Raw genomic sequence first — 12317 nt, 5'->3', positions numbered from 1 at the left:
CGCTCGGCTTCCGCAACCTCGCGAACTACACAGCCAGGAGCCTGCTCGAGGCCGGAGGTTTCAGACCCTCGCTACACCCTTGATTCCGAAGAGCCACATTGATTGACGTCTAGAAGTAGGCGCCGATTACCGCCGGCACGGCCGGCATCAGGACATCTCGAGGCTTATCTTGGATTCTGAGCCCAACCTCAACGAACTCGCCGTGGTCTTCGGCCGTGTTCGCGGACTCCTGCTCACCGAAGAGACGGTGCAGCACGCCGTGGACCTACTCGCAGAAGCGGCGCGCGACCTCATTCCCGGAGCGACCGGGGCGGGAGTCTCGCTCATCCATCGCGGACAACGGACAAGCACCGGCGCAACCGACCACCTCGTCACCCGCGCCGATGAACTGCAGTACGAACTGTCGGAGGGTCCCTGCCTGAGCGCGTGGTCGACGGCCACCCCCGTCCGGGCCGACGACACCACGTCGGAGGACCAGCGCTGGCCCCGGTGGGCGGCGGCCGCAGCCGCCATGTCCGTGCGCTCGTGCCAGAGCGTGCCCCTGATCCAGGGCCGGACCACGATCGGGGCCATGAAGGTCTACTCGACCCAGGCCGGCGCCTTCGACGAGGCCACGGAGAGGGCGCTGACGCGCTTCGCCGTACCCGCCGCCGCCCTGCTCAGCCACGTGCAGACAACGGAGACGCCGCAGCAGATCCGCTCGGAGCTCGCCACCGCCCTGCAGATGCGGGACCGCATCGGTATGGCCAAGGGGATCCTGATGGCGCAGCTCGGCATCGACGATCGCAGTGCGTTCCGGGAACTCGTCGCGCGCGCCGAGGACGGACGGCGCTCGGTGGCCGACGTCGCCCTGGAACTGACCGGTGGTACCGGCGCACCGAACGCCTAGAGCGCCGTCGTCGGTTGCTCGTGGTCGGCCGCCCACGGTCAGTTGCTCTCGGCGCTCCGCCGCCACGCCTCTTCGGCGTGCCGTGAGCGCCCGATCTCCTGCTGCGCGCGGCGGGCGAACGCGCGGAAGCTACGCCGCTCCTCGCCCGGGAAGGCATGGGCACGCCGATCGAGGAGGCAGAAGGTACCGATGTTCCAGCCTCCCGGACCACGCAGCGGGTGCGCCGCGTAGAACCTCAGGTGGGGCTCGTCCACGACCAGCGGATGGTCGCTGAAGCGGTTGTCGGTGTGCGTATCCGGAATCACGAGCGGGTCGGCCGTCCTGATCGCCTCGTCACAGAATGCCTCACGCCGGGGAAGGTCCCACTGGAGGGATCCGACCGACGCCTTGAGATGCTGGTAGCCCGCACCGACGAGCGACACGCTTGCGGAGCTGACACCGAAGGCCCCGCGCGCTTCCGCGACCAGCGCATCCAGCAGCGGAGCCGGGCCCGAGTGCATCAGCCCGGTCGCGGCGAGTGACCGCAGGCGTTCGGTCTCGGCTTCGCCGTCGGTCAGCAGCCACGCTGCTGCTGCGCTGGTTCCGGGACCGGCAGACGCCTCCCGGTCGGTGACCGGTGAAGAGGCGTAGGGTACGAGGCTCGGCAGCCGGCGGTCCCAGAGCATCTCGTTGATCGCGTGCGCCAGGATGTCGCGCTCGAGCTCCCCCATCGGCGCCGCGCCCTGTAGGAAGAGGCCAACCTGTGCCTCGCCGAGGTGTCCACCATTGCCGCAATAGTGGAGCCATACCTTCTCGAGCGGCAGCTTGCAGAGGGCGAGCGCTTCCAGCATGAGTCGTCGCTGGGCCCGATCCACTGCGTCTCCTCGAGGTCGTCACCGATGCTGTCGCCGAGATGATCAGCATACTTACTGATCGACGTTACCCGAGGTTGGCCGGGCGGGAAACCCCGCGGCCTGAGGGACCGGGGGCTTTCCGGGCCGCTGCGCAGCGTATTCGACGCCGCACTACCTCAGCGGAGCCCGGCCACCGGTCCCACGAGTTTCACGATGTTCCCCAGGAGCGCGGCGTTGAAGTCCACGCCGAGCTGGTTCGGGATCGTCACGAGCAGTGTGTCCGCGGCCTGCACGGCGGCGTCGGCGGCCAGTTGCTCCGCGAGAACGTCCGGCGGCCCGATGTAGCTGCGCCCGAAACGGGACCGGGCGCCGTCGAGGATGCCCACCTGGTCCGTCGACTCCCGCTGGGCACGGACGCCGAAATAGTACTCGTCCGTCTCGCTCACGATCGGCAGGATGCTGCGGCTGACCGAGACCCTCGGGGTCCAGTCGTGCCCGGCATCCGCCCAGGCCTTGTGGAAGATGGAGATCTGCTCGGCCTGCAGTTCGTCGAACGGGACACCGGTGTCCTCCGTGAGCAGCGTGGAGCTCATGAGGTTCATGCCCTGCTCCCCCGCCCACCGGGCAGTCGCACGGGTACCGGACCCCCACCAGATGCGCTCGGTCAGGCCGGGCGAGAGTGGATCTATCGGCAGCCTCCCGCTGCTGCCCGTCATGCGCGGATTGGCGTCGGCGACACCGTGGCCGGCGATCGCCCGACGGAACAGGGCGGTCTTCCCGCGCGCCAGGTCGGCGTCGGTCGACCCCTCCCCGGGGAGGTACCCGAAGGTGCGCGAGCCGTCGAGCGCGGTCTCGGGCGATCCCCGGCTGATGCCGAGCTGCAGCCGCCTGTTGCTGATGAGATCCGTGACCGCGGCTTCCTCCGCCATGTACAGAGGGTTCTCGTAGCGCATGTCGATGACGCCGGTGCCGAGCTCGATGGTCTTCGTCCGCGCAGCCATCGCGGCGAGCAGGGGGAACGGCGCCGAGTACTGCGGCGCGAAATGATGCACGCGCATGTACGCGCCGTCGACCCCGAGCTCCTCGGCGGCCACCGCGAGCTCCACCGCCTGCACCAGGGCCTCCTGTGCGGTGGGCACGAGTGATCCACGCACGTCCTGGTAGTGGCCGAAGGACAGGAATCCGATCTTCTTCATGCCGGGTGAAGCGCCAGGAATCCCTCGCGCATTCCCGGCGTGTGGACGGTCGATACCGCCCACCGCCCTGCCCGCCGGTGGGTGGTGCGTGCCCCGCGCACCCCTCAGGAGCGGGGGTCGTCCACGGTGACGCCTTCCACGGTTGCGCCGACTTCGGCGTTGGCCAGGAGCCACGTGCGCGCCTCCCCGTGCCCCGAGAGCACGAAACCGCCCTGCGGGATGGATGTCCCGGTCACCGATCCGCCGCCCTGACGATCATTGATCCGGGTGACCCTGCCCGCGCTCACGGTCACCTCACAGCCATACGGATTGGTGGACGTGGTTGCCGCAGTGTCCGTGTACGCCACCAGGGCATCGAGCTGCCGAGCGATGTCGATGCCGGCGAGCGGGTAGGAGGCCGAGCCGATCGTCACGACGAGGCAGGGAGGCTGGAACGGCCTCGGCGGCGGGGTCGAGGGCATCGTCCGCCAGGCAACGGCGTGGTCCAGCACGAGCGGGGCAAGCTGCCTGGCGAAGGCCCAGCCCCGGTCGGCGTCGGTCTTGTGCTGCCACAGGAACGCACCGCGGATCGCCGGGAACTCCTCCTCGATGGCACGCCAGGCCGTGAGGATCTGCGCCATGGAGGAGTAGTCCTCCATGTTCTCCATGCCGAAGCCCACAACGATCTTGCTCGCGTCCCCGCCGGCCACGTCCTGCACCCAGTCGCGTGTGGTGTCGATGATGTATTCGGGGTCGGCCAGGCCCGGGCCGTCGTAGAACTGCGGGCCGGCGTAGGTCATGAGGTCCTTCGACAGGGCGTCGCGGATCATGGCCTTGTCCTCCGCGTTCCAGGGGGCAGGTGGGGACGTGATCCCGAAGTCCTGGCCGAACCGGCGCTTCAGCTCCGCGAACATCCACAGGTACTCGGGGGTGTTCGGCGTGGCCTCCGCCTCGAAGGTATTGAAGTCCACTCCGTCGATCATGGGGCTGGCCAGGGTGCCCCCGAGCTCGGAGTTGATGCGCACCACGCTGTCCACGAAGCGCCTGCTCACGGCCCGCGAGGAGAAGTCGATGCCCTGACCGGCGCCGCCCGTCGAGAGCACGACCCGCTGGCCCCTGGCGCGGACGGTCCGGATGTCGGCGGCGATGTCGTCCATCCCCCACCCGATGCCCCCTGCATCACCGGAGTGGCCGGCAGCGAACAGGTAGAGCACGTTGTACGACTGCGGGACCTGGGTGAGCCGGATGTCGGAGTTCCAGCGCGTCCAGTAGACGGCGACGACCTTGCTCGGCAATGCAGCCACAGGAGCTTCCTCTGCGTTGGGGTCGGGCCGGACGCCGGGATCTCTTCAGCCGTACATCTCCAGGACGTTTCCGGTAGTATCCTCGCGCATCTTCGTGGTGGCGCACAGTCCCTTCTCGTTCATCGCGTCCACGATGGCCTGGAGCGCGTCGACGGAGTTGAGCGTCGCCTGTCCCTGGCCGTCGTGCATCGTGATGATCGATTCGTCCTGCATTCCCCGGACCGTGGCGTCGATGATCTCCTGGGAGCTCGCCCCCTCGTTGTCGTGGGTGTCCACGATGTTGTCGTCCTCGTGGTAGCCCCACGGCATCACGAGACGCAGGCCGAGCTCCTGGGCGACGTCGTCGACCTGCTTGTTGATCGCGCCGTAGGGCGGACGATAGAGCGTCGGGCGAGGGGCGCCAGCAGCCACGAGGGCGTCGTTCGTCCGCTCCAGCTCGCTGCGCACCCACCCGGCGGACCAGGTGTCCGTGCTGCCGTCGGGCAGCTCGCCGGTCGTCAGGTCGGGGTGGTCCCAGCTGTGGTTGCCGATGACATGCCCCTCGGCGAGGGCCCGGGTCACGGTCCGCTCACGCCCCTTGATCTTCTGGCCGTTCCAGAAGAAGACGGCATCGATGCCGTAGCCATCCAGCGCGTCGAGCACCTTCTCAGTGTTCTCACGCGGGCCGTCATCGAAGGTGAAGGTGACGTTGCCACCCGAGCAGTTGTTGTCCAGGGGACGCTCCGTGACCGGATCCCTGTCTGGCCCGGCGGTGGCGGCAGCGAATGCCGGAACCGAATGTTCCTGGACGACCGTCTGGACGGCCCCGGCCGAAGCGACGACGACGGCCGCCGAAGCGGCTACCACGGTGATTCTGCGACGCGTCCGAGTCACGAAGCCTCACCCTTCCCGATAGTTGAGGTTTCCTTGGTTCCCGGCAACGTCCCGGCCGAGGCCTTCCATGCCGGGCGCGCCGTCATTCCGGTTCGCTGACCACGGGAGTTCATGCTGTCTCCCTCCTGGTGAAAACGAGCCACACATCGGCCTCGGAGTGCTCACGTGCCGGCATGGTCGCGGTGAGCTCGTAGTACGAGCTGTCCCGAAGGGCCTGGAGCAGCACGGCCTGACCCGCGTCCTGGTCGGGCGCACCGGTGCCGGCGGTGCGGAGAATGACGGACTGGAACCGCTGATCCTCTACGGACACCATGATGGCCTCCTGACCCTGGGGATACAGCGAGAAGGTCGTCTCCCAGGTGATCTCTGGGCGGTCGCGCAGGTGGTACTTCAGCGAGTCGGTGGCGGAGGAGATGTATATGCCGGGACGGGGATCGTCCTCGATCACCTCCACAATAGGCTGGACCCCGACCCAGGAGTTGTACATGGCGTCCGAGCGAGAAACGCCGAACAGCAGGGCCGTCAGCAGCAGCACCGCCACCGGGAGGAACTTCCATGTGCGCATGGACAGTTTCGCCAGGGCGTAGCCGGCCAGGGGAGCCAGGAAGAGCGCGGAGTACGCCATGTGCTTGTGGAAGGAAACGCCCTCGCCGAGAATCAGCTGCGCGGCGGGCAGCGCCAGACCGCCGCCGAGCAACCCCAGCCCCAGCAGGGCGTGGCCGGGTCCGCGCCGGGCCAGCAGCAGTCCTCCGACCATGGCTGCGACGAGGAGAATGCCGATGTCGAGGGTCATCCATGCCACCAGCTCACCCGTGGAATGCGGGCTGAGCGCGGTTCGATCGGCGGTTGTAAAGGCGATTCCCGTGGCGATCTGGTCCGACCAGGCGAGCCAGGCGGCACCGGGAATCGCAGCTGCGACGACGCCGGCCAGCATTGAGCGCCACCGCGGCGAGACCAGGAACACCACGCCGAGCACAACCGGGATGAAGATCGCGCCGGTGTACTTCATGATGGGCACCAGGCCCAGGATCGCGCCGGTGGCAGCCGCGGATCCCCAGCCTTTCCGGACGCCTGTCCAGAGTGCCGCGGCGAGCATGGCGATGACCAGGGCATCGAACGTGGCAAGGGCACTGACGAACACGACGGGGCCGGCCAGCGCGAAAAGGGCCGCGGCGAGCATGCCTCCAGACCGGTACCCCAGGTCGGCCAGCGCCCTGTAGATGAAGATGGTCGCAGCGAGCACGCAGAGAAGGCTGAAGCCCCTGACCAGCAGGAGCCCGCCAAGGGTATCCAGGACGGCAGCGAGTACGGGGTACACGAACGGCACGCCGGAGAATGAGTCGCCGTACGCCTCGACGCCGTCACCCGTCAGCCAGTGCGTGAGGTAGTCATGCCCTGCGTTGATGTACAGCGCTTCATCGATGAAGGCCGTGTTGGACAGGCGCAGGCTGAGAACCGCCAGCAGAGCCAGCAGCGCGATCAGCGGGGCGCGCCCCATCCAGCGCGACGTGCTCTCGACCTGGAGCCTGGGCGGGAGTGCCGTGCCGACGGCCTCGTTCCAGCTCGGACGACGGTACTCACCAACCTGATGAGGAAGGGTGTTGGTCATGTCAGTTCCCTCCTCGGCGGAAGAGTGGCGTCGTGCTCGTGCTTCGGAAGGATTCGGCGGACGGCGATCCCGAGGATCACCAACGTGAGAGTCGTCAGGCCCGCGACCCCGGCCATGAAACCGTCGTGCGTGACCTCCTCCAGGAGGCCCAGGAACGTATCCATCAGGTCAGCCACTCCTTCTCTCCGCCACGCAGGGCAAGGCGGAGGGCCCGCCAGTACGCGATGGACTGGTATGTCTCGTAGATCCACAGCGGGATGATGGCGGTGGCGTAGATGCGTGCCCGCCAGCCTGCCTTCCAGGTGGAGACCAGCTGGTCGAGCATGAACACCGGGATGATGAGCAGCCAGAACGGATGGAACGCCACCTCCTCGAAGGTCAGGGCGTAGGTCCAGATCAGCACCATCAGCAGGGGGATGATGGTCCGGAAGTAGGTCCACGCCTGCACGGCCCAGGCCTTGCGGGTGTGCTCCACGAATCCGTAGGTGAACAGGGTCTCCAGCGTCCCCCGCTGCCAGCGCAGTCGCTGGATCATCCACTCGTGCCACGTCGGCATCACGTCGGTGTCGACGATGCAGTCGGCGGCGCACCGGGGGTCGTAGCCCACGCGTTTCAGCGCCACGGTCAGCTCGTAGTCCTCCGTGAGTGAGGACTCGTCGTAGACGAGTCCCTTGACTCCCGGGATCACGCTGGTGCCTCGCATCTCGGCCACCGTGCGCAGCGCTTCGACCGTGAACATGGTGGCCGCGCCCGACAAAACGTGAATACGCCCAGCCCGCCGATGCACCGAGCGCAGCCCCTGGGTGTACTCGATCTTCTGCAGCAGGGCCACGCGTGACGGGTGGTCGGCGGCGACGTAGGAGCCGCTGATACCCCCTCGCATCGGCCAGTGCTCGAAGTAGGCCATGCCGGTAGCCACGAAGTGATGGTTCAGCCGGCTGTCCGCATCCATCATCAGCACGACGTCGTGAGGCTGGAGCGCCGGGAGGATCCTGGCGAGCCCCTGGTTCAGGGCCCCTGCCTTCTTCGCAGTGTTGTCCCAGGTCTCCAGGACCTCCACCCCCATGGCCCGGGCGATGTCCACGGTACCGTCGGTGCAGTTGTCTGCCGCGACGAGGATGTGGTCGGGGGCCTGGGTCTGGCGGCGGAGGCTGTCGATCGTCTGCGCGATCCCGATCTCCTCGTTGTGGGCAGGAATGATCGCGATCACGCGGGCCGGCGGCCGGGGCTTCCCGACAGCCTGCGCGAGGGGGCGCTCGCTGAGGTCGCTGCTCAATTGCACGACGGGCCTCCGTGCTGGACTTCGGCGCAGCGGCGGCAGCTCACCCTGACCCGCTCCTGCTGCTCGGGCTGCGGCTGCTCCTGCGGCCCGGAGGCCGTCAGGGCAGGGGCATCGATCGTGGTGGTCATGGCTGCTGCTCCTCTTGGAGTGGGGTCATGAGCTCGGGACGGCCCCCGACGGTGCGGACGCGCAGGGATCCGCGCGCGGGACCTCGGACTGGACGAATGGGATTCATTGAGACCTTTTCGAAGCTGATGGATCCGGAGGCCCTGTCCGAGCCCGGTTGCGCGCTCACTGACCTCGGCGTGGCCATGCGCTGTCACCCGCGGGCGAAACGCACGGCATCAGGACGGAACTGACCGCCGCCGGTCGAGTGTTCAGGTTGCCGTGCCGAGGTCCGGTATGCGTTCTTGCGCATGCAAGGGAGCGCTCGAGGACAGCTTGATTGACAGTCGGAAGGGGGATGAGGGGTCCTTCGACTTGCACACAGTAGAAAGCATGACCTCGCCTTCGCGCCCGATCACGAGTAGGTAGTACCTAAGACCGAAGGGCGGTTACTCGGCCGGCCCGTCTCTTTCACTCGGTTCGCGACGGCCGGGCACGGGTCAGGTCGTGGGCTGCACCGTGGCGGGCCTGCCGCGCCGCGGGGCGGATCCGAGCGGCATCACGGGTAGATGTGGCGTGGGAGCCATGATGATCCCCATCAAGGCCTAGGCCCACGTCCGCCTGACGGTCACCGATATCGGCGCTTCGCGGGCGTTCTACGACTCCCTGATCGGCCTGCCGGTAGCGTTCAGGCTGCCTGACGATGCCGATGAGGCGACGCACGAACAGCTCGGATTCCTGTACGGGGGCGTCATCCACCAGCTCGGGGACACGCTCCTGGGACTCCGGCCGGTAGCGAGGGACAGCTTCGGCGAGGACCGCGTGGGCAGCCGCCAGGTCCTCGACGACGCCGGCTCACTGCTCGACCGCCAGGGCATCCCTCATGCCGGGGCGAAGGACATCGGTGCGGCCTACTCGGGCGCCCTGGAGGGAACGGTCAGACCGGAGCGTTGACCTCGAGCTCGGCTTCGTCGGCGAGGCGTCGCAGGTGTACCTGGTCGGTGCTGCTGAGATCGCGCGGTTCGGTGTCGAGGATGCACATGCTGCCGATGAACCAGCCGCCGGGACCGCGAAGGGGAACTCCCGCGTAGAACCGGATGAAGGGCGCGCCCACCACCAGGGGGCTCTCCTGGAAGCGCCGGTCCTCACGGAGGTCCGGCACCACGAGGGGCTCCTCACCCTGGATGGTGATGTTGCAGAACGCGTCCTCGCGCCGGATGGTGCGCGGGACGGGCCCGACGACCGACTTCAGGTACTGGTGGTCCCGGGCGATGAGCGAGATGACGGCCGCGGTGACGCCGAAGTGGGCCTGCGCCCGTCGTGTGAGGCGATCGAACCGCTCCTCGTCCCCGGTATCGACCAGGCCGCTGCGCTCGAGGGAACGGAGCCGCTGGCGCTCGATCTCCAGGGGTGCAGCCGGGACACGCAGGCGGGCTCCGTGGGGTGGCACGTCGGCGAAGTGGGGCAGGGTCAAGAAGGGGTGTCCGCTCAGGTGGGGGTGGCAGCGTGGAATTCCGTTCGCTACGGCAACCGGATAACTCCATTCTGCACGGTCAACCTCAAGTCACCCCTCTACGGGGCGTCAACTGGTGCAGGGTTTGGCGAGCTTTCCCCGAAGCAACAAGAGTTTCCTCGTACACAACGTGACGACGGCGGGTCGCCCCTTCCCGGGCTACCCGCCATCGTCATGCTGTGTACGGCAGTCAGGGTAGCTTGACCGCCAGGACGTTGCAGCGCGCCGAGAGCAGGATGGTCTGCGCCGTCGAGCCCATGATGAGCTTGCCCACGGGCGTCCGGTGGCGCAGCCCGATCACGATCAGCTCGGCGTCGAGTTCCTCCGCCGTGTCCACGACCTCCTCGGCCGCGGTGGCCTCCGAGATGCTGTGGCGCACCGAGTAGGAGACGCCCGTGGCGCCGAGCATGCCCTCGAGCCTCGAGACATCCTCCGAGTCGGCATAGGCCGGATTGACGAGGCGGTCGGCTCGCGTGGTGTTGATCACCACGAGCTCCGCGTCCCGGCGTCGGGCCTCCTCCACCGCCTCGGCGACGGCGGCATCACCCAGCGCGTTGGGCACGTAGCCCACGACGATCGTGCTCATCGGTCGGTGTCCTCTCTGGACGGCGCGGTCGTCGGTGCGACGGCCGCTTCGGGGGTGGCCGCGGTACCGCGGACGACGTCGGGCGCATCCGCGTTCGCGGCGACCATCGCCTCGAACTGGCGCTGGCGGCGCTTGAGCAGGAAGGACAGCGCGAAGATCACGATCAGGACGACGTAGATGGTCGCCGCGACCGGTGACTGCACGAGCGCCACGGGATCACCCTGCGAGATCGCGAGCGAGCGGCGGAGCTGGCTCTCGAAGATGGGCCCGAGGATCAGGCCCACCACCATCGGCGCGATCGGGTAGCCGAAGCGCCGCATGAAGAACCCGAGGATGCCGACGATCAGCAGGATGATCACGTCGATCGGCGTGAAGTTCACCGAGAACGCGCCCAGCACGGCGAACACCAGGATGCCCGCGTACAGGTAGGGCCTCGGGATCTGGAGGATCTTGACCCAGATGCCCACCAGCGGCAGGTTCAGCACGAGCAGCATCAGGTTGCCCACGTACAGGCTCGCGATGAGCGCCCAGACGAGCGCGCTGTTGGATTCGAAGAGCTGCGGACCGACCGGGATCTGGTAGCGCTGGAAGGCCACGAGCATCATGGCGGCCGTCGCCGTCGTCGGGATGCCCAGCGTCAGCAGGGGCACCAGGACGCCCGCGGCCGCCGCGTTGTTCGCGGCCTCCGGACCGGCGACGCCCTCGATGGCGCCCTTGCCGAACTGCTTCTTGTTCTCGCCCTTGGCGAGCTTCCGCTCGGAGGCGTAGGACAGGAAGGTGGCGACGTCGGCGCCACCGGCCGGGATGGTCCCCACGGGGAACCCGATCAGGGTGCCGCGGAGCCACGGCTTCCAGGAGCGGCGGAGGTCCTCCTTGCGGAGCCAGCTCGTCCAGCCGCCGGTCACCGGGATGACCTTGATGGGTCCGTGCCGGAGGCGGGACGCCACGTACAGCGCCTCGCCGACCGCGAAGAGGGCGACGGCGACCAGGACGACGTCGATCCCGTCCGCCAGGAAGGGGCTGCCGAAGGTGTAGCGCTGCTGGGCGGTGAGGGAATCGAAGCCGACGAGCGCGATGAACAGGCCGAGGCCGAGCGAGGCGAGGCCGCGCAGCACGGAGGAGCCGAGGAGCGCACCGACCGTCAGGAAGGCCACGACCATGAGGGCCACGTATTCGACCGGGCCGATCTGCACGGCGAAGGCCGCGACGTACGGGGCCACGAAGCTGAGCAGGACCGTCGCGATGGTGCCCGCGACGAAGGAACCGACCGCCGCCGTCGCCAGTGCCGCCGCTCCCCTGCCGGCCTTGGCCATCTTGTTGCCCTCGAGCGCCGTGACGATCGAGGAGGACTCGCCGGGGGTGTTGAGCAGGATGGACGTGGTCGATCCGCCGTACATGCCGCCGTAGTAGATGCCCGCGAAGACGATGATCGCGGCCGTCGGCTCGAGGCTGTAGGTGATGGGCATGAGCAGCGCGACGGTCATGGCCGGGCCGATGCCGGGCAGGACGCCGACCGCGGTGCCGACGAGCACGCCGCCGAGTGCGAAGAGCAGGTAGATGGGCTGCATCGCCGTGGCGAAGCCCTCCATCAGCATGAGGAAGTTATCCACCGAAGACACCGAACCCTCCGAGGAAGCCCGGGGGCAGCGAGACGCCGAGAAGGCCGCCGAAGACGAACTGCAGCACCAGGGCCAGGACGACGGCGGTCACCAGGTTGCGCCACCACGGGCGCGCGCCGAGGGACCACGCCGCGCCGAAGAACAGGATCGCGGCGGCGACGGGCCAGCCGAGCGGGACGATCAGGAAGGAGTGCAGCAGCACGAACCCGGCGAGCTTGCCCACGGTCAGCCAGTCGGTCTTCGCCTCGAGGTCGACGTCCTCGCCCTCGTCGGCCGCCCCGCGGTGGCCGCGGAGCACCTGGAACACCAGGCCGGCCCCGACGGCGACGAGCAGTGCGGAGACGGCGAAGGGGAAGGCACGCGGGCCGATGTCGCTGGCGGACGGCGGCGTCTGGATGCCCGCCCCGGCCACGAATCCGACCACGCCGACGCTGACGATGATGAGCGCGAAGACCAGCTCGCCGATCGGCCTGCCGGGAGCGGCGGCCGTGCCGCTCCCGGGGGCGTTCTGAACCGAGGTACTCATGGC

General features: G+C 68.3%; 14 protein-coding genes. 2 read left to right on the top strand and 12 right to left on the bottom strand.

The genetic code is table 11. The features are described 5' to 3' along the window. Positions 1-169 precede the first annotated feature (169 nt). A complete protein-coding gene (locus ACIQCY_RS06425; protein ID WP_400483060.1) occupies positions 170-889 on the top strand; it encodes a GAF and ANTAR domain-containing protein in 720 nt (239 codons plus the stop codon). A 38-nt stretch (positions 890-927) separates the two neighbouring features. On the opposite strand, the gene ACIQCY_RS06420 is transcribed toward ACIQCY_RS06425, so the two are convergent. The 8 genes from ACIQCY_RS06420 to ACIQCY_RS06385 form a co-directional block, all read right to left on the bottom strand. After that, positions 928-1743, bottom strand: a complete 816-nt coding sequence (locus ACIQCY_RS06420) for a GAF domain-containing protein (protein WP_400483059.1) — start codon at positions 1741-1743, stop codon at positions 928-930. Between the two features lie 155 nt (positions 1744-1898). After that, the gene (locus tag ACIQCY_RS06415; protein WP_400483058.1) at positions 1899-2918 is read right to left on the bottom strand and encodes an LLM class flavin-dependent oxidoreductase; all 1020 of its coding nucleotides are present in this window, start codon (positions 2916-2918) and stop codon (positions 1899-1901) included. 104 nt (positions 2919-3022) lie between these two features. Then, positions 3023-4201, bottom strand: coding sequence for a hypothetical protein (locus ACIQCY_RS06410; protein ID WP_400483057.1), 1179 nt, complete (start codon positions 4199-4201; stop codon positions 3023-3025). A 45-nt stretch (positions 4202-4246) separates the two neighbouring features. Next, the gene (locus tag ACIQCY_RS06405; RefSeq protein WP_400483056.1) at positions 4247-5047 is read right to left on the bottom strand and encodes a polysaccharide deacetylase family protein; all 801 of its coding nucleotides are present in this window, start codon (positions 5045-5047) and stop codon (positions 4247-4249) included. Between the two features lie 136 nt (positions 5048-5183). Next, positions 5184-6683: an ArnT family glycosyltransferase gene (locus ACIQCY_RS06400; RefSeq protein WP_400483055.1), complete on the bottom strand. Its 1500-nt coding sequence runs from the start codon at positions 6681-6683 to the stop codon at positions 5184-5186. Further along, entirely contained in the window at positions 6680-6847 is a 168-nt protein-coding gene (locus ACIQCY_RS06395) for a hypothetical protein (RefSeq protein ID WP_400483054.1), read from the bottom strand. Before ACIQCY_RS06395 ends, ACIQCY_RS06400 begins: the two co-directional genes overlap by 4 nt. Continuing rightward, positions 6847-7965: a glycosyltransferase gene (locus tag ACIQCY_RS06390; RefSeq protein ID WP_400483053.1), complete on the bottom strand. Its 1119-nt coding sequence runs from the start codon at positions 7963-7965 to the stop codon at positions 6847-6849. Before ACIQCY_RS06390 ends, ACIQCY_RS06395 begins: the two co-directional genes overlap by 1 nt. Continuing rightward, positions 7956-8093 (bottom strand): hypothetical protein, encoded by a 138-nt coding sequence (locus ACIQCY_RS06385; RefSeq protein WP_400483052.1) that lies wholly within the window; start codon positions 8091-8093, stop codon positions 7956-7958. The genes ACIQCY_RS06390 and ACIQCY_RS06385 overlap by 10 nt, the downstream gene beginning before the upstream one ends. A 799-nt stretch (positions 8094-8892) precedes the next feature. Between ACIQCY_RS06385 and ACIQCY_RS06380 the strand changes: the two genes are divergently transcribed. Further along, entirely contained in the window at positions 8893-9024 is a 132-nt protein-coding gene (locus tag ACIQCY_RS06380) for a hypothetical protein (protein ID WP_400483051.1), read from the top strand. Here the strand turns inward: ACIQCY_RS06380 and ACIQCY_RS06375 are convergent. The 4 genes from ACIQCY_RS06375 to ACIQCY_RS06360 form a co-directional block, all read right to left on the bottom strand. Continuing rightward, positions 9008-9544, bottom strand: coding sequence for a GAF domain-containing protein (locus ACIQCY_RS06375; RefSeq protein ID WP_400483050.1), 537 nt, complete (start codon positions 9542-9544; stop codon positions 9008-9010). The two genes, ACIQCY_RS06380 and ACIQCY_RS06375, sit on opposite strands and share 17 nt — an antisense overlap. Positions 9545-9773: 229 nt before the next feature. Then, positions 9774-10169, bottom strand: a complete 396-nt coding sequence (locus ACIQCY_RS06370) for a universal stress protein (RefSeq protein WP_400483049.1) — start codon at positions 10167-10169, stop codon at positions 9774-9776. Next, complete coding sequence (locus tag ACIQCY_RS06365; protein ID WP_400483067.1) at positions 10166-11779, bottom strand: tripartite tricarboxylate transporter permease; 1614 nt, start codon at positions 11777-11779, stop codon at positions 10166-10168. Before ACIQCY_RS06365 ends, ACIQCY_RS06370 begins: the two co-directional genes overlap by 4 nt. Next, complete coding sequence (locus ACIQCY_RS06360; RefSeq protein WP_400483048.1) at positions 11772-12314, bottom strand: tripartite tricarboxylate transporter TctB family protein; 543 nt, start codon at positions 12312-12314, stop codon at positions 11772-11774. The genes ACIQCY_RS06365 and ACIQCY_RS06360 overlap by 8 nt, the downstream gene beginning before the upstream one ends. Positions 12315-12317: the final 3 nt, after the last annotated feature.

Origin of the sequence: Arthrobacter sp. NPDC092385 (assembly GCF_044755105.1) — a bacterium.
GTDB lineage: Bacteria > Actinomycetota > Actinomycetes > Actinomycetales > Micrococcaceae > Arthrobacter_D.
The sequence above is the reverse complement of the archived record's forward strand: the minus strand, read 5'-3'. Positions and strand labels throughout refer to the sequence as shown.

What these genes read in the sequence shown, in the direction of transcription:
- ACIQCY_RS06400 (WP_400483055.1), bottom strand. Translation starts at nt 6,683, where the DNA reads ATGACCAACACCCTTCCTCATCAGGTTGGTGAGTACCGTCGTCCGAGC.
- ACIQCY_RS06370 (WP_400483049.1), bottom strand. Translation starts at nt 10,169, where the DNA reads ATGAGCACGATCGTCGTGGGCTACGTGCCCAACGCGCTGGGTGATGCC.
- ACIQCY_RS06395 (WP_400483054.1), bottom strand. Translation starts at nt 6,847, where the DNA reads ATGGATACGTTCCTGGGCCTCCTGGAGGAGGTCACGCACGACGGTTTC.
- ACIQCY_RS06415 (WP_400483058.1), bottom strand. Translation starts at nt 2,918, where the DNA reads ATGAAGAAGATCGGATTCCTGTCCTTCGGCCACTACCAGGACGTGCGT.
- ACIQCY_RS06385 (WP_400483052.1), bottom strand. Translation starts at nt 8,093, where the DNA reads ATGACCACCACGATCGATGCCCCTGCCCTGACGGCCTCCGGGCCGCAG.
- ACIQCY_RS06360 (WP_400483048.1), bottom strand. Translation starts at nt 12,314, where the DNA reads ATGAGTACCTCGGTTCAGAACGCCCCCGGGAGCGGCACGGCCGCCGCT.